General features: G+C 29.6%; 17 protein-coding genes. 11 read left to right on the forward strand and 6 right to left on the reverse strand.

Annotated features, from left to right (window positions below; translation table 11 throughout):
* Position 1 precedes the first annotated feature (1 nt).
* Positions 2-4,672 (reverse strand): gliding motility-associated C-terminal domain-containing protein, encoded by a 4,671-nt coding sequence (locus JEY78_RS04325; protein ID WP_291847109.1) that lies wholly within the window; start codon positions 4,670-4,672, stop codon positions 2-4.
* A gap of 211 nt (positions 4,673-4,883) precedes the next feature.
* Here JEY78_RS04325 and murC point away from each other — a divergent pair, with 211 nt between their 5' ends.
* Positions 4,884-6,245, forward strand: a complete 1,362-nt coding sequence (gene murC, locus JEY78_RS04330) for a Mur ligase family protein (protein ID WP_291847111.1) — start codon at positions 4,884-4,886, stop codon at positions 6,243-6,245.
* Positions 6,246-6,265: 20 nt separating this feature from the next.
* Here the strand turns inward: murC and JEY78_RS04335 are convergent, their stop codons facing one another.
* Entirely contained in the window at positions 6,266-6,682 is a 417-nt protein-coding gene (locus JEY78_RS04335; RefSeq protein WP_291847113.1) for a hypothetical protein, read from the reverse strand.
* 148 nt (positions 6,683-6,830) lie between these two features.
* Here JEY78_RS04335 and JEY78_RS04340 point away from each other — a divergent pair, with 148 nt between their 5' ends.
* The 6 genes from JEY78_RS04340 to JEY78_RS04365 all read left to right on the forward strand — a co-directional run bounded on the left by JEY78_RS04340 (position 6,831) and on the right by JEY78_RS04365 (position 16,392).
* Positions 6,831-10,538: a hypothetical protein gene (locus tag JEY78_RS04340; protein WP_291847115.1), complete on the forward strand. Its 3,708-nt coding sequence runs from the start codon at positions 6,831-6,833 to the stop codon at positions 10,536-10,538.
* Between the two features lie 42 nt (positions 10,539-10,580).
* Positions 10,581-11,195 (forward strand): zinc-ribbon domain-containing protein, encoded by a 615-nt coding sequence (locus tag JEY78_RS04345; RefSeq protein WP_291847117.1) that lies wholly within the window; start codon positions 10,581-10,583, stop codon positions 11,193-11,195.
* A gap of 5 nt (positions 11,196-11,200) precedes the next feature.
* Entirely contained in the window at positions 11,201-14,287 is a 3,087-nt protein-coding gene (locus JEY78_RS04350; RefSeq protein WP_291847119.1) for a zinc ribbon domain-containing protein, read from the forward strand.
* Positions 14,288-14,393: 106 nt separating this feature from the next.
* Complete coding sequence (locus JEY78_RS04355; protein WP_291847121.1) at positions 14,394-14,939, forward strand: zinc ribbon domain-containing protein; 546 nt, start codon at positions 14,394-14,396, stop codon at positions 14,937-14,939.
* An 11-nt stretch (positions 14,940-14,950) separates the two neighbouring features.
* Complete coding sequence (locus JEY78_RS04360) at positions 14,951-15,844, forward strand: zinc ribbon domain-containing protein (RefSeq protein WP_291847124.1); 894 nt, start codon at positions 14,951-14,953, stop codon at positions 15,842-15,844.
* Positions 15,845-15,861: 17 nt separating this feature from the next.
* Positions 15,862-16,392: a hypothetical protein gene (locus JEY78_RS04365; protein WP_291847126.1), complete on the forward strand. Its 531-nt coding sequence runs from the start codon at positions 15,862-15,864 to the stop codon at positions 16,390-16,392.
* A gap of 19 nt (positions 16,393-16,411) precedes the next feature.
* On the opposite strand, the gene JEY78_RS04370 is transcribed toward JEY78_RS04365, so the two are convergent.
* Both JEY78_RS04370 and trkA read right to left on the reverse strand, forming a co-directional pair.
* Positions 16,412-17,911 (reverse strand): TrkH family potassium uptake protein, encoded by a 1,500-nt coding sequence (locus JEY78_RS04370; protein WP_291847127.1) that lies wholly within the window; start codon positions 17,909-17,911, stop codon positions 16,412-16,414.
* Positions 17,912-17,914: 3 nt separating this feature from the next.
* Positions 17,915-19,261, reverse strand: a complete 1,347-nt coding sequence (trkA, locus tag JEY78_RS04375) for a Trk system potassium transporter TrkA (protein ID WP_291847129.1) — start codon at positions 19,259-19,261, stop codon at positions 17,915-17,917.
* Positions 19,262-19,317: 56 nt separating this feature from the next.
* Between trkA and radC the strand changes: the two genes are divergently transcribed.
* The 3 genes from radC (at position 19,318) to JEY78_RS04390 (ending at position 22,261) form a co-directional block, all read left to right on the forward strand.
* Positions 19,318-20,016 (forward strand): DNA repair protein RadC, encoded by a 699-nt coding sequence (gene radC / locus JEY78_RS04380; protein ID WP_291847130.1) that lies wholly within the window; start codon positions 19,318-19,320, stop codon positions 20,014-20,016.
* 69 nt (positions 20,017-20,085) lie between these two features.
* Positions 20,086-21,378 carry a polysaccharide deacetylase family protein gene (locus tag JEY78_RS04385; protein WP_291847132.1) on the forward strand — a complete coding sequence of 431 codons (1,293 nt, stop codon included), beginning with the start codon at positions 20,086-20,088 and terminating at the stop codon, positions 21,376-21,378.
* A 4-nt stretch (positions 21,379-21,382) separates the two neighbouring features.
* Complete coding sequence (locus JEY78_RS04390; RefSeq protein WP_291847135.1) at positions 21,383-22,261, forward strand: hypothetical protein; 879 nt, start codon at positions 21,383-21,385, stop codon at positions 22,259-22,261.
* Here the strand turns inward: JEY78_RS04390 and JEY78_RS04395 are convergent.
* Together JEY78_RS04395 and JEY78_RS04400 are read right to left on the reverse strand one after the other, a co-directional pair.
* Positions 22,253-22,870, reverse strand: coding sequence for a DapH/DapD/GlmU-related protein (locus tag JEY78_RS04395; protein ID WP_291847137.1), 618 nt, complete (start codon positions 22,868-22,870; stop codon positions 22,253-22,255). The genes JEY78_RS04390 and JEY78_RS04395 overlap by 9 nt on opposite strands.
* A 1-nt stretch (position 22,871) precedes the next feature.
* Positions 22,872-24,125: a lipopolysaccharide biosynthesis protein gene (locus JEY78_RS04400; protein ID WP_291847139.1), complete on the reverse strand. Its 1,254-nt coding sequence runs from the start codon at positions 24,123-24,125 to the stop codon at positions 22,872-22,874.
* Positions 24,126-24,200: 75 nt separating this feature from the next.
* Between JEY78_RS04400 and JEY78_RS04405 the strand changes: the two genes are divergently transcribed.
* Positions 24,201-24,884 carry a YjjG family noncanonical pyrimidine nucleotidase gene (locus tag JEY78_RS04405; protein ID WP_291847141.1) on the forward strand — a complete coding sequence of 228 codons (684 nt, stop codon included), beginning with the start codon at positions 24,201-24,203 and terminating at the stop codon, positions 24,882-24,884.
* Positions 24,885-24,886: the final 2 nt, after the last annotated feature.

Raw genomic sequence — 24,886 nt, forward strand, 5'->3', positions numbered from 1 at the left:
TTTATCTGCTTAAGTACAATCTTTTTTGAATAGGTTTTTTATTGTCTTTATTAAAATATATGATGAAATAATAAATGCCTGCAGGTGCTAATTCTCCAGTTCCATTATTTTTTCCATTCCAATCACTATTTGAACTAGTTGATGTATACACTAATGAACCCCATCTATTGTAAAACTCCACTTTAAAATTAGGGTATAATGTTCTTAAATTTTTAATAGTGAAAGTATCATTAATACCATTTCCTGTTGGAGAAAATCCATCAAAAATTTCAATATCATAGGTTTCACACTTGTTTAAATTTACTGTTACTGCTAATGGATTTGTACTTGTACAACCATTTTTTGTTTCAACAGCATAATAAGTTTCACCATCAATTAATGCTTCTGATAAATTTAAAAGAGTACCATTTGGAAAGTTATCATACCAAGTGACGCTTCCATTTATTTGAGGTAGTACATTTTCGTTTAAATTTAGTAGCGTTGGGTTACTAATTTTACAAAATTCATTACCATACTCCATTAGTTGTGGTGTACTATTTGGCGTTAAAGCAATGTTTACAACCTTTCTAGTTGAACTTTCACAACCATTTGAAGCATTCGTTTGAACTGCCCAATAATCTTCTCCATCAACTAATAATTCATTCATTTCTAGCGGTGAAATAGAAGTTTCTGTTGCATACCATATAATTTGATTTCCACTAACTTCTAAATGTGCAATTGTAGGTAAATCAGCAGCGCAAAATGTTTGATTGGTGTTTACTATTATAGCTTCTTCTACATCGGTTAAAGTAACTGTAATTTTTGTTCTTTCTATACTTTCACAATTTACAACGGTATTTATTTGTGCAGCCCAGTATTCTTTACCATTAACTAAAATCGTTGTACTATTTAAAGGAATAGTAGCTGTTTCTGAATCAAACCAAATGGCATTTTCATTTACTTGTAAATTGGCAATAGTTGGTTTATCAGCTTTACAAAACTGTTGATTTATATTTATAGTTGTTGGTTTTTGAAGATTTAAAATATGAGCTTTCACCATTAATCTATTCTTACTTATACAACCTGTGGTTATATTGGTTTGTGTTGCCCAGTAATCTTCCCCATCAATCAATAAATCTGTTGTGTTTAACGGAGTTGTTGAAAGTTCGGTATCATACCATTGAATGTTTGTACCATTGGCTATTAAATTTGCTATGGTTGCAGCATTATTAATGCAAAAAGATTGATTTTCTTGCAAAGTAGTAGGAGCTTGTGTTGAATTAATGGTTACGTTAACTTTAATTCTTTTTGCACTTTCACAACCGTTTGTTGTATTTGTAGCCCAATAAGCGGATCCATTTATTAAAAACTCGCTATTAGATAGTGCAATAATTGACGTTTCTGAACTATACCATTTTATAATATTTCCATTGATATTTAAATTTGATATAGTTGGATTGTCAATTTCACAAAATGATTGATTTACACTTGCCGTTGTAGGGGGGGTTACAACATTAATAATGACAGTTATAACAGTTGTTACGCTATTTTCACAACCAGTTGAAGTATCAATATTAGTGGACCAATAATCTTCTCCATTTATTAAAATATCATTTGGATTTAAAGCAACTGTTGAATTTTCTGAAGCATACCAAACTGTATTTTTAGGACTTAAACTCGCAATTGTAGGTTTTTCAATTTCACAATAAGTTTCAATTTTTTCTAGTTTTATTGGAGGAATTTTAGCATTTATTGAAACAGTTATTGGCAATCTTGAAACACTTTCACATCCTGTAATATTATCTGATTGTGTTGCCCAATAAGTTTTTCCATTTTCTAATATATCCGAACTATTTAATGGAATTGTTGAACTTTCTGAAACATACCACTTTATGTTTTCTCCAGTAGCTTGTAAATTAAATATGGTAGCGTTTTCATCAATACAAAAAGCTTGGTTTGATTTTTCTGTTGTTGGAGCTTGTAAATTTAAGATAGAAATAGTCACTTGATAAAGTGTAATTCCTTCACAATTTGAAGTTGTATTTGAAATTTTCGCCCAATAAGTTTGTCCGTTTATTAAAAGCTCATCACTAGCTATTGGAGTTTCAAAACTATTGTTGGAATACCATTGTAGATTGTTTTCTACAGCATTTAAATTAAAAACTGTGGCATTTTCATCTATACAAAATTGCAGATTTTTAATAATTGTATTTACAGGTAGTGTTTCAGTTAGAGTTACATTTACAACTATTCTAGAAGTACTTTCACAGTTTGTTAAGGCATCTTTTTGGGCCGCCCAATAAGCATACCCATCTATTAATAATTCCGAAGGGCTTAAAGGAATATTAGATATTTCTGAAGCATACCAAACAATATTAGAATCATTAACAAATAAATTTGAAACAGTAGGATTGTCTAATTTGCAAAAAATTTGATTCGTTTCTGTTAAAGTTGGTGGAGGAACTGAAATGATAGTAACATTTACAACAACTCTGCTAGCACTTTCACAACCATTTTGTTCTTTTTGAGCTGCCCAATAAGTTAAACCGTCAATTAATAATTCACTTGGGTCTAAAGGAGTTGTAGAAGTTTCAGAACTATACCATTGAAGGTTATTTCCATTGGCTGATAAATTTAGAACAGTTGGATTATCAACTTCACAAAAAGTTTGATTTGTTTCTGTTATAGTTGGTGGAGGAACTGAAATAATACTAACATTCACTGCTATCCTAGTGGCACTTTCACAATTTGTTAGAGCGTCCTTTTGAGTTGCCCAATAAGTTGCCCCGTCAATTAATAATTCAGAGGAGTTTAATGGAGCAGTAGCAGTTTCAGAAGCATACCATTCAATTGTATTTCCATTTGCAGCAAGATTTGCAACGGTTGGTTTATCTACTTCACAAAAAGTTTGATTTGTTATTGAAATTTCTGGAGGTGGAACGTTTTTAATTGTTACAGTTACAATGACTCTAGAGATACTTTCACAACCACTTGGTGAATTTTTATTTGAAGCCCAATAAGAAAGGCCATCAATTAATAACACTGTTGAGTCAAGTGGCGTAGTAGCAGTTTCAGAATCATACCATTCAATATCAGTTCCATTTGCAGTAAGGTTAGCAACACTTGGCGCATCAATTTCACAAAAAGTTTGATTGGTTTCAGAAACAGTTGGCGGTTGTACAGAAATAATTGTAACATTTACAGCAACTCTATTTGCACTTTCACATGTATTGTTTGTATTTGTTTGAGAAGCCCAATATGTTGAACCGTTAATTAACAATTCAGTAGGATCTATGGCAGCGGTATCAGTTTCAGAAGCATACCATTTAATACCGGTTCCATTTGCAGAAAGGTTTGCAATGGTTGGTGTATCAATTTCGCAAAAAGTTTGATTGGTTTCAGAAACAGTTGGCGGTTGTACAGAAATAATTGTAACAGTTACCATAACTCTAGTCACACTTTCGCAATTGGTTTGAGGATCTTTTTGTGCGGCCCAATAATCCTCACCGTCCATTAACAATTCAGTGGAGTCTAAAGGAGATGTAGAAGTTTCAGAACTATACCATTGTATGTTATTTCCACTTACAGATAAATTTGATATGGTGGGTTTATCAATTTCACAAAAGGTTTGAATTGTTTGATTGGTAGTTGGAGGAAGTGTTTTTTGTATGGTAACTGTAATATTTGCAGCGGCATCCGGGCAAATATTTAAAGTGCTTGAAACGGTATATGTGTAAACACCTTCAATATTAATTCCAGGCTCAAAAGCACCTAAATATCCACCACTTAAATTACTCGGCCCAGACCAACTTCCAGAAATATCAGGGGATCCGCCTAATAAATTAAATAAATCAGTTTTTACAGCGTCTTTTTCACACACATTAAAATTATTACTTGTTCCAGCATTTGGAGTTGTATCAATAAATACAGTTGTACTTACTCTTTCAGTACTTTCACAAGGAAACGAATTTTGTGATGCCCAATATTGTTTATTGTTTTCTAAAGGAACGTTAGGGTCTAGTGGAATTTCTGAGTTTTCACTATCGTACCAGCTAATATTTATCCCTGTTGCACTTAAATTACCTACCGTTGGGGTTGGTGGTGAGCAAAAAGATTGTATTGGAGCAACAATAGGTGGTTGAGGATCTACAACTGTCACAGTTGTTGGTAAACGGTTAGAAGTACAGCCATTTTCAGTTTGTTGCACCCAATATGTTTGTCCATTTGTTAAAGGTAAATTACTAGGAAGTAAATTCCCTCCAAATTGAGCACTATACCATTGAATATTACTACCAGTGGCAGATAATGTTGCAATTGTTGGATTATCACTTTTACATTTTCCAACAAATATATCTACACCAGAAGGATAGTTTCCATAAATAGCAACTGTAATAGCTAAACGAGGAGTACTACAACTTCCTCCCGAAATATCATCAGCATAATAGGTTTTTCCATTTAAAAGTAATGATGTTGGGTTTAGTTGATTACCACCAGTTGCACTGTCAAACCAAGCAATAGAGGTTGCTTGCACAACTAAATCTGAAATTTTTTTATTATCATTTTTACAAAATGATTGAGACGTAGCACCTGTGGGTGTCTGATTTGTACATTGTGAAAAAGATTCTTGAGTAACAGCAAAAAAAAGTACCAGATAAACTATTGATAGTAGTACTGAAAATTTCCCCTTTTTCATAGAATATATTTTTTAAGTTGTCGCTTTCAAGGCTAAATTTATTTACTTTTGAAAATGATTATAAATATATGGAAAAAAACCATTTATTTGTCAAAGCTAACGTTATATGTGTAATCAATTACATTTTGTAGTTATTTTACAAAGAAATTAGTTTAAGTGATGCTATATTTGTTAGAATATTTACTTTTGATTTTATAAATTTTTACTTCAAATGAATTTACATTTTATAGCAATAGGAGGAAGTGCAATGCATAATTTGGCATTAGCGTTATATGAAAAAGGGTACACTATTACTGGTAGTGATGATACTATATTTGAACCCTCTAAATCTAGACTAGAAAAAAAAGGGTTATTACCTGCAGAATTTGGTTGGTTTTCAGACAAGATAACTTCAAATATTGATGCCGTTGTGTTAGGAATGCATGCAAAAGCGGATAATCCAGAGTTGTTGAAAGCTAAAGAGTTAGGGTTAAAAATTTATTCCTATCCAGAATTTTTATATGAGCAATCTAAAAATAAAACACGGGTTGTAATTGGTGGTTCTCACGGAAAAACTACAATTACCTCCATGATTTTACATGTGATGCATTATCATTCTATTGATGTAGATTATATGGTTGGTGCCCAATTAGATGGATTTGACACAATGGTGCGTTTAACCGAAAAAAATGAATTTATAGTTTTAGAAGGAGATGAATACTTATCGAGTCCAATAGATTTGCGTCCTAAATTTCATTTGTACAAACCTAATATAGCTTTGTTAAGTGGCATAGCCTGGGATCATATTAATGTGTTTCCAACTTTTAAAAATTATGTGGAACAATTTTCAATATTTACCAATTCATTAACTAATGGTGGAATTATGGTGTATAATGAAGAAGATATAGAAGTGAAGAATGTCGTTGAAAAGTCTGAAAGCCCAATTAAAAAATACCCATATAAAACACCCGAATATAAAATTGTAAATGGCACAACGTATATTGAAACTTCTGAAGGAGAAATGCCGTTAGAATTTTTCGGAAAACATAATTTACAAAATATGGCGGGTGCTAAATGGATTTGCCAACATATGGGCGTTAATGAAGATGAATTTTATGAGGCAATTGCAAGTTTTAAAGGAGCGAGTAAACGATTAGAGAAAATTGCTGAAAATCAATCAACTGTTGTTTTTAAAGATTTTGCGCATTCACCAAGTAAGGTAGAAGCTACAACAAAAGCGGTTAAAAATCAATATAAAGATAGAAAAGTGTTGGCTTGTTTAGAGTTACATACCTATAGTAGTTTAAATGCTAATTTTTTGAAGGAATATGTTGGAGCGTTAGATTCAGCAGATGTTGCAGTGGTTTTTTATTCTCCACACGCATTGGAAATTAAAAAGCTAGAAGTAATTACAGAAAAACAAATTAAAGATGCTTTTCAGCGAAAAGATTTAATTGTATACACAAACCCTGCTGAATTTCAGGAGTTTATATTTAATCAAAATTTTGAAAACACAGCTTTATTGTTAATGAGTTCAGGAAATTATGGTGGTTTAGATTTAAATAAGTTTAAAGAAATACTAGAAACTGTATAGTCTATTTTAAGAAGTAATTGTTATTCCATTTTTTTTGTAATATACATTAATCCAATCCCTATTACAAAGGAAATGGCGATGTTCCAAATTGTTTTTTCACCATTAAAACTTGAATTTAATTGAGGAATTGCTGGTAGAAACTTAACTGTTATAAAACTATTTCCATTGTTTTTTAAAAACACAGGACTTCCTATTTGTTGTCCAGTTCCAGTATAAACTTTGCCTTTGTATTCAAATTCATAGCCAAATAAATACGTATATTGGTTTCTAATGGTTTCATTTCGTTCACCATATTCTTGTCTATAACTTGTTATTTTGGCTTTTGTTTCTGTTCCAAATAAGGTTAAACTCCCTAAAAAAAGTCCGTAAATAGTAAATAAAAAACCTATTGAAAAAATCAACCATTTACCAAAATTATTTTGTTTAATACAGTTCATAGTTAATGTGTAACTGATTGTATTCCAAATTTATATAATTTCTTTGGAAATTTAGGAAACTAATTGTAAATTTATTGAGCTACTAAACAAAAATCAAAACAGGTCTGAATTAACACAATTATTAATTGATGTTTTAAATTAGATGGTTATGAAAAGTTTTTGTTCTTATTTATTGTTTTTTTTCTTTTCATTAATAATATATTCTCAATCAGATCAAGGTTTTTATCAAGATGAATGGACATATTTACCCTCGGACACAGAAATTAACAATGCACTAAACGCCACGTATGGTTTAACTCAAGGATGTGTGGCTGGTACAGCAAAAATTGACACTGATCTTGAATTATCTAAAATTCTTAAATATCATAATAAGAAATTAGCTGGACAATATGAACCTTCAAGAATATCATTTGTAAAAATATATGTATATTATCCATATATAGTTGGAAATAAAATACAAAGATATCATTTGGTTCAGGATCATGAAACAGGAAAGTTTGCTTTTAGATATAGTTTTTGTGCAGATTGCCCAACTACTCTTTTGGAAACTTATGATGAAGAATATAATTTTATTAAAAATTCAGATGATTTCGCTTTTGGTTTTGCTCCTCCAATGGGTTCATCATCATCAACTTCAACTAATTCGGGAACCGATATAGATGGCATTGTTTCAACTGAAGGAGAAGAAAGTGAAATTCCTTGGGAACTTGTTATTGGAGGTTCAATTGCTGCGGCTGTAGCTGCAATAATTAGAAAAATATTAAAAAAAACAGCTACTTCTAAAACAACAAAACCCAATAAAAATAAAAAGGAGAAAAAAGAGGACGAAGAGGATGCCAATTACATTTTACAACTGAATAAAAACAGCTTTCAATTAAAGTTAAACGAACCAGAAAATTTAGATATTCAAATTTGGAAAGTTACATCAAAAGGTGAAAAAAGATGTTCTGCGATCATACAAATTCAAAACTTTGAAAAAGCACTAAAAATAACTCCAACAACGGGTGTAAATAGTTTACAAGCACAATTACTACTTGAAAAGCAACCCAAAGAAACGAGTTTTACTATTTTGGTAAACGCTAATGCTGAAGGTCATGAATTTCAAAAAGAGGTTAGTATTCAGCCTTTTGGTGAACTACAAATTGTAATAGAAACGCTACCGGATAACAAAAGAACTTTACGGCCAGATACATATCAAACCATTGCTTGTTATGCGCAAGTTGTAGATGAAAACGGTAAATGTATAGCCGATTTAACAGAAAAAATTCAGTTTGTACCAAAAAGTGATTGGTTAGATTTATCAACAAGTATCATTGAAAATAGTAAAAAAGGCCTCAATATAGGATGTACAAATCCAAATCCAAATGCTTCAATTCCAAACCCTCCAAAATCTGTAATTGTTAAAATTATAATGGATGATGTTGCAGAAGGAGTAGAACCTTTGCAGACAGAATTAGAAATTGCATTAATAGATTGTAAACTAGAAGTAGAAATTACGGAATGCTCGTTTCCTGTAATTGATGATTTAAGTGAAGTGACCTTTGATGCTTATATAGAAAATCCTGATGGAGAGAAAGATTGGAATTTTAATGGAGAATACCGCAAAGGAATTGACCTAGATGAACCACTTACAGAAATTAGTATTAGTAGAAAATCTGAAACAGAAGTTAGTATTACACTTACTGGTCCTATTTTAAAACCTGGTGATGATGAAACGTTTTTGAATAAAACGTTGGTTATTTTTGCCGCACAAGGTGAAGAAAAACCATTGGAAAGACACATAAGCGTTACCGTTTCGCAAGTTGGATTATTTGTAAAACATGGAGTGGAAGGTAAAAATGAATTGATGTTTACAGCTGATAAGCCTTTTGAATCTAATTTAGATTTTGCCCTTTATAAATTTGATAAAAATACCAATCAAATCATAGTAGATAAAGATGGTTTAGACAATAAATTGACATTTGAATTGCAAAACGAGGATCAGGAAAGTATCAATTTTGTAAGTGTTTTGCAACCAACTTTTAAATATGACACATTGGTTTCTAACATACCATATGGCCGTTATATATTTAAAACACAAGAAGATATTCCTGGTTTTGGTGATATTAGAACATTGAATTATTTAGTAAAGGCACCATTTGGAATGGATGACAATCCGGAAGTTTTTGAACAAGTATTAAAAGTAAGAGTCCGAACTTTTGGTATTGGAAAAGAATTCCCCGAATGGGTTGAAGCTTATGAACAATGTAAAACCATCATCAATAAATATGTTCCTGCTGGCGAATCACGAAATAAACTAAATGATATATTAGAAAAACGGAAATATACTTTAGGTGCTGAAGGCTTAACCAAATTAAGAAATAATATTTGGGAAATTGCCCAAAATTTAATATTAGCTGAAGGAGCAGAAGGTTATAAAAATATGGAGGTTTGGGCAAATCGAATAACCGTAACACTTGAGTGGACAGAATGGGCTGGAGATTTGGCTTTTAATGCATTAATGGCATATTATTTAAAAGGAGCTGGAGCAACAGTAACTGGATTGTCTAAAGGAATTATAATTGAAGCTTTGAATTTTTACATTTATGAAAATGATAAAGGTTGGGATGCTTTTGCAGATAGACAATATGAAAAAATAATTCCATTATTAATGAATGTTGCCAAAGGAAGGATTATAAGCATCGAAAACATTGAACTGGTTGTCAAAAAGAATAAAGTTTTAGCCTGGACTATTTTCATCAGTTGTGAATTTTTATACAATTTGTATCAAACAAAGTCTGTTGTGGAAGCAGCTAAATTAACAGCAGCTCAAATGCGAGATGAATTAATTATGCGTAAAATAACCGCTCAATTACAAAAAAACGCATTAAAATATAATGTGAAATTCACATCACCTGATGAAGTTTTAGATGATTTGGTGAAAAGTGTGAAAACCGTAAATGGCGAAGAAATTATAGATCCAAAAAAATTATTGGAATTTATGCGAGATCCTGCAGCAGTGAGAACCATAAAAAAACACGGAACGGAATGGATGAAACAGGTTTTTGAAAAATCACGTGATAAAATTTATCAAAAACACGATGCTGATCTTAAAAAATATATTTCTGAAACCTACAAAATTGACCCAAATGATATAAAAATAGATGATTTCAGAACACCTGGAACAGGAGGAAAAACCAATCTTAATACCGATAGAGATTATAGGGTATTACGAAAAGTGAAAACTGAAAGTGGCGATGTTTGGATAGAAGTTCAAAGTCCAAATTGGAAACAAAAATCGTATGAAATTTTTGGAGAAACCACAGGTAAACCTTTTGGAGTGGATGCACTAGAATGGGCTGAAAGGCATCAACAACGAGGAACAGATAGATTTGATGCTGAAGCCTGTAAAGATTATGCCGATAACACATACAATCCAAGCACAGGTGAAGTCAATAGAAATAAACCTAATATTTTACAAGTAAAAGAAGGCAAAGGCCGTTTGATTGACTCCGAAGAATTGGGTAATATGTATAAAAATAAAGTGAATAATGCACTAGATCCAGGAATGGAACCCGAAGCTTATGCGCAAGCACAAAAAGGAGTGAAAACGTTAAAAGAGGTTCGAGATGGTTATGGAGTTCAAGGTCTGGATGTTCCTGAAATTCCAGATAGGTTAAAAAAAGCAATGGATATTGTTGAAAAAGCTCACATAGATGCTAGCGCTACACCGGAACATTTAAAAATGCTCAACGAACAGCTTAAAGATTTAAAATATGAAAATGTAGGGGATGTAGCTAAAGATATGGCTGAGAGTTTTAAAGATTTGAAAAAACACGACTCAAATGATCCTAGACAGGTAATTTTTGGTTGGTAATACTAATAAGAATGTTGTATAATTTATAAATCTTAATTAAAGATGTCCTATTGCTCAAATTGTGGAATAAATAATCCTTTGGAAGCTAAATTTTGCCCTTCTTGCGGTACTAAAATAGGTATTGAAGCTTCAAAAAAACACCTTTCGTCCTACAAAGAAAAGATGTACAAAAATACAATTATAGGCCTAAAAAATGAAGGTAAAAAAATTGTAGAAAACAAAGCCAAAGAAGTATTTAATTCCGCACTGTCAAAAAGTAAAAATATTTCAGAAGAAAGCCAAAGTATTTCTGAAGTTTTTAAGGCAACAAAAACTTTTAATAATGAAGTAGAAGAGCCAAATTCATCAACAAAAAAAATAAATAAATGGACTTGGATATATATAATCATCACTGTTTTATTATTGTATTTTGGAAATCAATCTGAAGAAGTTATAGGAGTTTTAATTTTTTCTATATTAATTCTAGGTATTGTTTTTTTTAGAAGAAAAAAAGAAAAACCATATAATTGGTTGGTTAAAATTATTATAGGTGTTCAACTCATTTTTTTAGTTGCATTGGTTGCAGATAGATTAGAAAATTTTTCAGCTATTACAATTTTATTTATAGGATTATTAATTACTAATATAATGTTATTATTAAAAGGAAATAATTCATAAAAGTTATGTCAGTATATTGTCAAAATTGCGGAGTTAAAATTATTGAAGGAGCTAGTTTTTGTGGAACATGTGGCATAAAAGTAACTTCAATTAAAACAGATAATAATGTTTGTTTTAACTGTGGATGTTTTGTGAAAAAGGATGATAAATATTGTCCAGAATGTGGAGAAATCCTAAGTAATTTAAATAAACAAACAGAATTCAAAATAAAGGAAATAAATGAACCAACAGAGAATATTTATAAGCAAGTTGTTGAAAGTACCGTAAATAAACCAATATATACTAAAAAAAATAACAAGCCAGGTTGTTTTAAAAAACTATTTAAAACATTTTTATGGATTGTTGGTTTTTTGTTTGTTGGTTTAATAGTTCTTTATTTTATTGGAGATGCAGAAGAAAACCCAATTGTAGATAAAACAAGAAATAAAGTTGGGTTAGAACAAACTATTTCAGATGAAGAAATGAAATTACCTTTAATGAAAGTACGTAATGCTAATCTTGTTATTACTGAAACTATTAGGTATACTATTTCCCCGAGTAGTAAATTTCAACAAATCAATTACGGTAATAAAATAAAAGTTAGTATTCCTGCAAGTTTTAATAGTTTTGAGCAATCACTTGCAATTAGTAAAGCTGCTGTTAATAAAGCTATAATGGTTGAAGATCGTAAACCATTATTTTTAGTTGATCTTACACTAGATAATGGTAAGCAACCAAATAAACCGGTTCAATTATCATATAAATTTGATGCAAATGAATTAAATCCAAATTTAACTATTGAAGAGCAATTAGACGCTTTTCGCTGGGATGAAGAAGGTGGTGGATGGGTGAGTTTACCTATACATATTGATTATGAAAATAATATTGTTTCTGCATATGTAGATCACTTTTCTCCTATAGGTTTTTTTTCCACTGTAATTGATACAGTAATAAAAGCTAATGATAAAATAAATGAAAAAATTGATGAACTTGATGAGCGTATATGGAACAATATGTATATTACTCCAGAAGGAAATTTTAGAATTTACTATTCAAAAAGTACTATAGATAATAGTCTTCATTTTAATAATAAAACTTGGAAACATAATTTTACAAGATCAAACTATTCCTATAATAAAGCGTATCCAAATTACATTCAAGATATGGGTTATTTCTTGGAGACTAGTTTAAAAAGGTATGTTGAAGCTGGCTTTTCAAATCCAGCATCTGATAAGGAAATGTTTAATAGTACTTATAAAAAACCTATTACGGTTAAATTAGACTCTTATTATTCTAAAGTTTCTAGTTTTGAAAATCCTCTTTCTAATAACTCGCAAGGTTTACCAAGTTACGAAAAGATTTACGAAAGAATACATATTCCATCGTTTGAGACTTCAGATTACAAAAGAGCACAAATTGTGCTTGCTCATGAGCTATTTCATAGAATGCAAGCGCAGTATTACGGTGTTTTAGGAATGGCTAGGCCAGCTAATAATTGGTTTATTGAAGCAACAGCTGAATACGCAGCTTATGAAATTGCTTGGCCAAGTCAAAAAGATAAAATGTCGAATTTTACAGGAAGTGATTATCTTAAATATTCAATAAATTCCTCAGGCAGTAAAAAAGGACTTGGAGGTAAAGGTTGGACAGACCAAGGATATGAATACAAAACATCCATTTGGATTAAATATTTAGTAGCATCGGGTGTTAAACTTAAAGATCTAATTGAATATGATGCTGCAGATTATTATAAACCACTTTACAGTCAGCAAAAATTCTTATGGAATACTTTAAAGAATAATATGGGGGATATATATCGCAAATTTTCTATTGATATGTTTTTTTCAAAGAAAAGCCCATTAAGTAAATTTGATTTTAGTCTTGACCTTGCAACCAATTTTTACAACTGGGATATTGAAAAAATCAAAGAAAAATCTCAAGAGTTTACTATGGGAAATAAGTTTAGTGCACAAATGGGTGTAGTAAAAGTTAATATTAAAAACCAACAATCTAAATTAGTGCTCATAACTTTAGAAGAAAAAGAAGTAATAGGACAAACTGTTGATATAGTTATTATAAATGAAGCTACAAAAAAAACAACTACTATTGGAACGCTATTTAAAAAAGAAGATAAAAAACTTATTTCAGTAAATAATGGTGATCTTATTAGTTTAGTTCTATGCAATAGCGATTATGGAGGCGGTACAACCAAAGTAACAGTTAAAGATGTAAGCCCTCAGTTAATAATTACACCTTCAGAATTGCTTGATGCTGTTAGCAATAAAGCCTATAGTTTTGAAATATCAGCAAAAGATATTATTGATGTTATTGAAAAAGTAGATATTGAGTGGGATTTTAGCGATAACACTGAAAAAAGTACAGGTTTTCAAAATAGTATTATACCAAGTTCAGGTGAAGTAAAAATTAAAGTTGCACATACCTATGAAGAAAGCGATAAAGAACAAACCTATCCTTTAAAAGTAATTTTAAGAGAAAGCAGTACAAAAAAAGTTTTAGCAATGGCTGAAGCAAATATACTGTTAAAGTTACCTAAACCTACCGTTTTTATTACAACACGGCATCTTATTGGTCCTCCAGGAGCAACATTTGATGTAACTGCTAAAGCATCACCAACAGACACTTACAACTTCAAATGGTATATTCAAGGTATGAGTAATTCATATACGTATCAAGGAGAAGAATCTACTTTTACACCGGTTGCTAAAAAATTAGGTAAGTATAATGTAAACGTTAAACTTTATAATTTAAAAAATGAATTTTTAAGTGAAGATAATGTGACTATTTATGTGGAAGAAGATGAAAAAACAAAAGAATTGACAGATATTGACGGTGGTAAAGTAAAGAAAGTTATATATCGCTGTGATACAAATTATTATGGTTGCAATGTAAGTCCTTCTGGCGAGGTAATGTTTGAAAACTCTGTAAAAGAAATGGAAAAGGTAATTAATGATTTTATAAAACAAGGCCGCACTGAAGATGCTGAAAAAGCAAGTAAAAACTTAGCAAAAATGAAAGCTGATTTCCAATTAGAAAAAGATACAACATCTTGTAATTGTCAAAGAAAACGAACCCCGACAATAATTTATGAATAGGTGCGCTTATCCAAAATTTTGTATTTGCATAAGAAAAAGTTACACAGAAGAAGAAATGGATAAATATAGAAAAACCATCCGCAAAACAATTAGAAATATTTAAATTATGAAATACTGTTCAAATTGCAATACTGAGTTAAAGGAAGAAACAAAATTTTGTACAAAATGTGGAATTTCATTAATTGATAATCACACAAATAATAATGATATTAACCTAGTTGAAGAAAGTTTAAACCAACCAAATAAAGGCAAAAGATTTTCTATTGCACTCTTAGTAATGGTAGTTTTAGCAATATTGTTTTTTATTGGAAAATTTTTTATGGAAGATATTGTGCCTTCAGAACAACCATTTTCTATTGAGGAACAATTGTCAAAAATTGAAGGTGAATGGCACGATCCTACTGGTGTTATTTTAGGGAATAATGATGCGATTATTGAATTCAATAAAAAAGGAGATGTAGTGATTGGAAAAGATGAAAATAATTTGTTTTCCGCTAAAATAACCCCTTTTGGCGCTAATAATTATCAGGCAATAGTGACGTTGAGAGGTGTAGAAGGAGATTTTGAATTGCATTTTTATGAAGAAGAAAACAAATTGGTGTTTTTTAGCACTTTAACAAAAAGTAGTTGGTATTTAAAAAAGAATAATTAAAACTAAATGATATGAAATTTTGTACTAATTGTGGCGAAGAATTAAATGAAGGAGCTAAGTTTTGCACAAATTGTGGTGTTAAAATTATGGATGGAAATTTTAAAGATGAAACCTCAGAGGAAAAGAAGCAAAAACCTACCTCAGAGCTTCCAAACGATTTGACTTCAAATGCATTAAAACAAATAAATAATGTCATTTCACTTAAAAATAATCAAACAAGTATTGTAAAAAAATCAATGTACTCAGCGTTATTTTTTGGGTTAGTCATATTAATTGCCATCATGAATTTTGATACAATGCCAATTCATCCTGCAATTGCTTTTCTATCATTTTTCTTTTTATTATCGTCTTTGGTAATTGGTTTTATATTTAGAAGTCGTGAAACAAAATTACAATCGTTAATATCAGGTGAAAATTTAATAGCCGCTTGGACCTTAACAGATAGTGAAAAGCGTAATTACGTAGATTTCTTGTATAATAATGAAAAAGCTAAAAATAAGGGTTTGCTTATTGTTATTTCGGTTTTGGCAATTGTAATTTTTGGAATATTTATTTTGGTAATAGAAGAAGGTAAGTTATTTATGTTTTTAACCCTAATAGGATTACTAGCTTTTGTTTCCTTTTTTGCTTTTGGAATGCCCTACTATTATAAAAATCAAAATTTAAAAAACGATGGTAAAATTTTAATAGGAAAGAATTTTGCCTATATCAATGGGTTTTTTCATAATTGGGATTTTCCCCTTTCAGGAATTAAAAAAGCTAAGATTATAAAAGAGCCGTTTTATGGTTTATATATAAAGTATTATTACACAGATAGAACATTTACAAATACAGAAGAATTGAATATCCCTGCTTCAGAATGGGTTGATTTATCGCCATTGCTAGCAGTATTAAATAAAGAGTAACTTAAACAAAATATAAGATGGCTTATTCACTAAAAATTCACGATCCTAGATTTGACAAGTATTTAAAAAATACGAAAGATTATAGATACCAGTTTGGTTTTGCTTTGGCAATTATAGCCATTGTAGGTTTTTATTTATATGGAGAAATGAGTGATGAAATGGACAATCCAGAAGCACTTCATATAGGATTAGGAATTGGTGGAATGTTTTTTTTAATTGGAGTTTATGCTGCGCTTTCCGTTAAAAAAACACCAACTTGGGATGGAGAAGTAGTAGAAAAAGAAATTATTGAAAAAGAAAAAAGCACAGATTTTGTTGTGTATATAGAAGATCAAGAACATCAAAAACATGAAATTAGATCAGAGAATGATGCAACTTTGTATAATTATTATAAAATAGGGGAGAAGGTTCGTTATCATGGAAAATTAAGATCTTATGAGAAATTTGATAAATCAAAAGATGACATTATTTTTTGCAATGCTTGTGCTTTTATGCACGAGATTGATGAACACATTTGTAGAAATTGCGGATGCCCATTGTTAAAATAAAATACTAAAAAAAGATTATTTAATTTTTCCTCCAGAAGAATGGCGTTAATAAAATTAAAACCGTAAATAATTCAAGTCTTCCTATTAGCATTAAAAATGAACAAAACCATTTAGCAGGTATAGTTAAATGTGCAAAATTATCAACCGGACTAACAGAACCTACTGCAGGACCAATATTTCCTAAAGATGATGCGGCAGCTCCCATAGCTGATAAAAAATCTAATCCAAAAAAAGTTAATAATAAACTGCTTACAATAAAAATAAGCATATACAATACAAAAAATGATAATATGTTGTAAATGATAGTTTTAGGAACGCTTCCGCCATCATACCTTACCGGAATTATGGCGTTTGGATGCAATAATTTTTTAAATTCATAAAAACTACTTTTTATCATAATAATATGCCTAACAACTTTAATTCCACCACTAGTAGATCCAGCAGAGCCACCAATAAAAAAGAGTGAAAATATAATAGCTGTTACCATAGAATTCCACATAGTAAAATCTGCAGACACAAATCCTGTGGTGGTTAAAACGGAAACTACAGAAAAAGCGGCATGCCTAAATGCATTTTCGGTTTCTCCCCAAGTGTAAGCGTGTTGCAAACTAGTTTGTAAATCGGAATCTTGATAATTTACAATTAAATAAGTAATTAAAAGAGTAACCCCAATTGTTCCAAAAAAGTAATACCTAAACTCTTCACTCTTAAAAACTTTTCTAATTTTTCCTTTTAAAGCAAAATAAGTAAGCACAAAATTTGCACCAGCAATAAACATAAAAATAATGATGATGTATTGAATGATAGGAAAAGAATCATAATGTGCAATACTTGCATTTTTTGTTGAAAAACCACCCGTGCTCATAGTTGCCATAGCGTGATTAATAGCATCAAACCAAGTCATTCCTGCAATTTTTAAAAGAAAAAATTCTGTAAATGTTAATATAAAATAAATTAACCAAAGTCTTTTAGCGGTTTCGGTAATTCTTGGATGCATTTTATCAGCTGATGGTCCTGGTGCTTCTGCCATAAATAATTGCATACCACCAATTCCTAATAATGGTAAAATGGCAACTGTTAAAACAATAATTCCCATACCACCAATCCAATGTGTTGCACTTCGCCAAAATAAAATACCTTTTGGCATAGATTCTATATCTGTTAAAATAGAAGAACCTGTAGTTGAATACCCGGAAAGTGTTTCAAAAAAAGCATTGGTATATACGGGGATAGAGTTAGTGAATACATAAGGTAACGTTCCTGTAATGGTTAGCATTAACCATCCTAAAGTAACAATTAAATACCCTTCTTTTTTTCCAAGATTTTTTTTTGCATTTCTATTAAAAAACCATAGAATAAAACCAATTACTATGGTGGTAAGTCCAGCTTGTAAAATTCCCCATTTTTCAGATTCACCGTAATACATGCTAAAAGGAACTGCAAACAGCATAAACATTCCATTTAACATAGAAGTTAATCCTAAAAAACTGATGATGATTTTAATATTAAGTCCTTTCATAAATTAGTTAAACAGTTTCTCTACTTTATGAATAGCTTCAGGCAAGCAAAATACAACAGCTTTGTCACCTGCTAAAATTTGAAAATTACCAAAAGTCATATGTGCTACTCCATTTCTAATGACACCCCCAAAAACAGCTTTTTTGGAAATGTTTATATCTTTTACCAGTTTTTTTGTAACAAATGAATTTTCTTTTACTCTAAATTCTAAAACTTCAGCATCTACATTATGTAAATTGGCTAATTTTAAAACATCTCCTTTTCTCACGTGTTTAAATATAGCACTAGCAGCTAATAGTTTTTTATTTATAAGTGTATCTATACCAATGGTTTGAGAAATATTAATGTAATCCATGTTTTCAACCAAGGCAATTGTTTTTTTAACACCCTTAGATTTTGCAACTAAGCACGACATAATGTTAGTTTCTGAATTTCCTGTTACAGCTACAAAAGCATCCATCTCAGAAATATTTTCTTCTTCTAAAAGTTCAACATTTCGTCCATCACCTTTTATAATTAAAGCACTAGGAATTTTTTCGGCTATTTCTTTTGCGCGTTCTTTATTAATTTCAATTAATTTAATATTGAATTTATTATCACATAAACTTCGTGCAGCTTTTACCCCAATTTTACCACCACCTAAAATCATCACATCTTTAACTCCAAATTGGGTTTTCCCCATTAATTTGTAAAGTTTTTTAATACTTTCTTTTGGAGCAGAAAAATAAATTTGATCATCGGCTCTATACACTGTATTTCCTCTTGGAATGATAGTTTCGTCAGATTTTTCTGGTTTTATGGCAATTGTTATAAAATCTATATCCGAAAATTTTTCTCTCGCTTCTTGAACGGTTAAGTTTATAAGCGGCGAGTTATAGTCTAATGTACTTCCTAAAATATTTAAGGTGCCATTTTCAAATTGAATGGTATCGTTAAACGCAGATTGATTTAATAACATTTTAATTTCATCAGCAGCTAATTCACCAGGAGAAATCATATTATCTATCCCTAATTCAACAAAATCAATTTCAGAATTTTGGGTAAACTCGTGGTTAGAAATTCTAGCAATTGTTTTTTTAGCCCCCAATTTTTTTGCTAAAACAGCAATGGTAAAGTTGGTATTTTGAGATTCAGTAACCGCTAAAAAAATATCAGCTTTATCAATATTTATTTCTTTTAAAAGTTTTATGGAAGTAGCATCACCACGCTTGGTAATTACATCAATATGGTTACTTGCGTACTCTAATTTTTCAGCATCTGTATCAACAAGGTAAATATCTTGCGATTCAAAAGAAAGAAGTTTTGCTAAATGAAATCCCACATCTCCTGCACCAGCAATTATAATTTTCATATATTGATTATTTGTTACAAAGATATTACTCTTATCTTTGATAAAAAAATTTGCGTATGAGATATGAAAATAATTCAATATCAATTAAATACTGGGCGGAAGATGATAGGCCGCGTGAAAAATTGATTTTAAAAGGTAAAACAGCTTTGTCTGATGCTGAGTTAGTTGCAATTTTAATAGGTTCAGGAAGTAAAAATGAAAGTGCGGTTAATTTGGCGAAAAGAATTTTAGCTTCTATTGATAATAATTTAAATAGTTTAGGAAAATTAACAGTTGAAGATTTACAAAAATTTAAAGGAATTGGTGAAGCAAAAGCCATTTCAATAATAACGGCATTGGAGTTAGGAAGGAGACGAAGACTAGAAGCAGCTTTGGAACTGCCAAAAATAAGTAGTAGTAAAGCTGTTTTTGATATTATGCAACCTATTATTGGTGAATTAAAGCACGAAGAATTTTGGGTCATTTATTTAAATAATTCTAACAAGGTGTTGTATAAAGAACAATTAAGTAAAGGAGGTTTAACGGGTACATTAGTAGATGTTAGATTGGTGTTTAAAAAAGCACTGGATTTATACGCTACAGCCATAATTTTGTGTCATAATCATCCGTCAGGAAAATTACAACCAAGCAATGCTGATAAATCAATTACACAAAAGTTGAAGCAAGCAGGAGAAACATTAGATATAAAAGTTTTAGACCATTTAATTGTTACTGAAAATGCTTATTTTAGCTTTGCTGATGAAAATATTCTTTAGCGAATAAAATACTTTTACAAATTATGAGTTTTGATTTAATTTAAGACAAATAACCAACTATTTAAAAAGATGCTCCTAGTTTATACACACAAAATTACACCAAGACTCAATTATATTTTTAAACATATTTTTGTTAGAATATTACAAATTCCAGTAAGTTTTACCACCAAAGTTGAAGAGTTTGTGGTTCATAGCGGGCCAAAAATAACGTATTCAAAATCACCCTTAGGTTCGGAGTTTTTTATAAGAAGTCATGATATTTTATTTGAACAAGGAATTAATGATATAGATATTAAGGTGTTAACATGGGATACTATTCCTTGTTTTTTTCCTGCAGGTGAATTTTCATCAATTCCTTATGATATTTTTGCAGCAAGTTTTTATTTAATTAGCAGATATGAAGAATATTTACCTCACGTGAGAGATATTCATGAACGATTTCCATCAAATGAAAGTTTAGCTTTTGAAAATGGATTTTTAGAAAAACCAGTAGTAGATATTTGGGCATTTAAATTTTTAGAGCTGTTAAAAGAAAAGTTTCCAAATTATACGTATAAAGAGAGGTCATTTAATATGATATCAACGATAGATGTTGATATTGCGTTTTCATACAAAAACAAAGGAGTTATAAGAACTTTTGGAGGGTTTTTTAAAGACTTTGTTCAATTTAGATTTGTAAATATTTGGTATAGATTATTAACAATTCTTAATTTTAGACAAGACCCATATGATACCTTCTCCGAAATTTTAAAAATTAAAAAAGAATTAAACTTAACCACACTTTTTTTCTTTTTAGTGGGCGATTATACCACGTTTGATAAAAATATTTCCTCTTCAAATAATAAATATAGGTCATTGGTAAAATCTGTTGCAGACTATGCTAAAATTGGATTGCATCCATCATATTATTCTCATACAGATGCCGCTCTTTTAAAGAAAGAAAAGCTGCGTTTAGAAAATATAATTAATACACCAATAACTTTTTCTAGACAGCATTATTTACGGTTAAGCATTCCAGAAACTTATCAAAATTTAATTGATTTAGATATTGAAGAAGATTACACCATGGGTTATGCAAGAGTTGTTGGATTTAGAGCCAGTACTTGTACGCCTTTTTATTTTTATGATCTTGATTTTGAAATTCAAACACCTTTAAAATTGTACCCATTTGCATTTATGGACGGAACTTTAAAAGATTATATGAAATTAACCAATGAAGAAAGTTTAGCCAAAATATTACAATTAAAAGATGAAGTTCAAAAGGTAAATGGTACGTTTATTAGCTTGTTTCATAACAATACATTGAGTGAAAATGAGGAGTGGAAAGGATGGAGTACCATTTATAAACAAATGTTGAGTTAACCGCATGATTCAATATTTAAAGAACAATGAAATTGATTTTAAGAAGTATGATGCTTGTATTGAATCAGCAATAAATTCTCGAATTTATGCGTATAGTTGGTATTTAAATTGCGTAGCCGATAATTGGGATGCATTGGTGTTGAATGATTATGAAGCTGTGATGCCATTACCGTGGCGACAAAAATATTTTATAAAGTATATTTATCCACCAGCTTGGACTCAGCAATTAGGTGTTTTTTCAAGTGCTGAGGTACATGAAACACTTATGGAGGAGTTTGTAAATTCTATTCCTAAAAAATTTAAAAAAATTACCATTCAGTTTAATTCTCAAAACAATGTGAGTTTAATAAAAACTGAAAAGAGAATCAATTATGTATTGGATTTGAATAAGCCTTATGAAACACTTCTTAAAAGTTTTAGGAAGGATAGAAAATACCGTCTAAATCAAATTAATAATAAAAAATTTATTATTAAAAACACTACCATTGATGAGCTTATTTTGCTCGGAAAAATCGATTATTCATATTTAAAAATTGAAAATAAAAGTTATCAGAACTTAAAAAGTCTTTCAGAAATAGTTTTAATTAATGATTCGGGTTTTTTATTAGGTGTTTATGATGCTAATAATCATTTTTTAGGAGGTTCAATGTTTTTAAAGGATAATACGAGGGTAACCTATTTGTATTCCGTTGCTACTGAAATGGGCAAGAAAAATCACGTAATTAGTTTAGTTTTAGCCAATGTAATTAAAGAGTTTTCATTAAGCAATTTTGTATTAGATTTTGAAGGTTCTATGATAAAGGGGATTTCAAGTTTTTATAAAAGTTTTGGGGGGAAAACGGAAGAGTATTCTAGTTTTCAAAAATCAATTCAATTATTTTAGAAATTCTGAGTAAATTTTAGGGATTTTTTTATTAAATATAATTTTAGAAAAATCTTCTATATACTCCTCCTTTTTTTTGATTACTTGACAAGGATTACCAAAAGCAATTGAGTTTGAGGGAATATCCTTTACAACGACACTTCCTGCTCCAATTACCACGTTATTACCAATTTCTACGCTTGGCAAAACAATACTATTTGCACCAATCCAAACATTATCACCAATAATAATAGGACTGCATTTAACATGTTTTCTAAAATTAGAAGTATCATGGTTTGATGAAATTATTTTTACACCAGGACCTAATTCAATGTTGTTTCCAAAAAAAATTCCGTTTGTAGCTTGAATATAATTGTTTAAATTATCCCCAGGATCGCATAAAATGCCTTTTTTTATATTTTGATGATCTATTACCTTTGAAGTGAAATGTACTGGCCATTTTACTTTGGGATTTAATCTAAATAGCTTTTGTGGAATTAAATAATGAAAAAATAGGACACGATATTTTATGTAATCATATTTTGGTCTGTAATATTCTGGATAGGCTAAATTAATAATCCATCCAAAAATAAGGAAATCAATTTTTTTAAATTTAGTCGTTTTATTCATGTTATGACTTTAATTCTTTTAATCTCTTCATGAAATAAATTAGCAATGCAATATATCCAAGACCACCAAATATAGATAGAAAAATAATTGTATTTATTAAGCTATTACTTAAATAGCCAAATAAAATAGCTGCTAAATTTACAAATAATAAGTAACTGTTAAATATTAAGCTCACATGATTCTTATTGAGTACAATTATAATATTACTGATTGGATTAAACGATGACCTTGCTAATATTAAAAATGATAATATTAAAGTGTATAGCCTTAAGTCATCCCAATTTTTATCAAATAAAAGTTCTAAAAAGTAAATTCCAATAGTATTTATTAAAATTATAAATATAATCATTATCACTATGTTTGTTAATACTATTTTTTTTGTTAAAGCAAATAAGTTTTCTTTTGAGGTGTAAAACATTTCAGAAGATTTTTGATAATATACTTGTGAAATTGATGATGAAATTAAAAAAAGGGGTGTGCCTAATAACTTTAAACTTAAGAAGTAAACACCTGAATCATTTAAATTAAAATAGGTAACTATTAAAATTGGCATTAAGTTAATAGCGAGGCTATTAATAAGAGTTGAAGGGAAATTATATTTTAAAATTGATTTACTTGTTTTGATGCTATTTTTTAATTGTTCAATATCAATTTTATTAAAGTACTTTTTGTTTTTCTTTAAATAATAAATATTTATAATAAATATTGAAAGAATGTTACCAACCACCAGCCCTGATAAATTAAATCTAACAAATAATGCAAGCTGAAAACAAATGTTAAAAATAACAATAAGTACTTTGGCATTTGAAATTGGTATAAACTTTTTTCTAAATGTAAAAAAAGACTCATGAATTTTATTAAAAGAGAATATAATTGAGGCTAAAATAGAAAGAGATATAACACTCAAGTTTAATGATGTTAAATCAAAAAACTGAACTAAAAAAATATAAATAATAAATGAAATAAATGCCATTATTAAACTAATAATAAAAAGAGAGTTCATTAAGTTTTTACTTTCATTTTTGTTTTTTATAGTAATTATTAGATTATCTAACTGAAGTGTGTTTATTATAGTCAAGACACTTGAAATACTAATAAATAGACCAAAAAATCCATAAGCTTCAGAGCCATAAATTTTTGCTAAATAGATAGATCCAATAACGCCAATTATTTGGGCAATTATAGTTCCTCTAAACATTGAAAGAATATCCTTTTGAAAAGATGTTATTTTTATATTTTTGAAATGATTTAACACCAAAATATTTTTTTCAAATATACTTTAAATTAAAATCATATATTCAAAATCAATTAATATTGATATTTTTACCCTATGAACAACATCAAACACATATTTTTCGATTTAGATCACACACTTTGGGATTTTGAAACCAATTCAGATATTGCATTTGAAGCCATTTTTAAAAAATATGGCGTAAATGCCAGTTTAGAAAAGTTTTTAAATTATTACCGTAGTATTAATGAAAACTATTGGAAACTATACAGAGAAGAACGTATTAGTAAAGAAGAGTTGCGTATTGGTAGGTTAAGAGATGCATTTGCCAAAATTAAGTATCAAGTAGATATGGAATTAATTGATAATTTATCAGTTGATTATATTGAATACCTCCCAAAAAACAATCAACTTTTTGATGGTACGTTTGAAATTTTAGAACATTTAAAGCCTAATTATAAATTGCATATTATTACCAACGGTTTTAATGAAGTGCAATTTAAAAAAATTGAAAATTCGGGTTTAACAAAATATTTCGATAAAACAATAACTTCTGAAGAAGCAGGTGTAAAAAAACCAAACCCTGTTATTTTTGAATATGCTTTAAAACAAACCAATGCGATTTCATCAGAATCTATTATGATTGGTGATAATTGGGAAGCCGATATCATGGGTGCAAAAAATGTTGGTTTTGATGTAATTTATTGTAATTTTAATTCAAAACCAGTGAGTGAAAATATAAAATCAGTTTCAAAATTAATAGAAATAAAACAATACTTATAAAA

It is taken from the genome of Lutibacter sp., from assembly GCF_016342705.1.
Classification (GTDB): domain Bacteria; phylum Bacteroidota; class Bacteroidia; order Flavobacteriales; family Flavobacteriaceae; genus Lutibacter.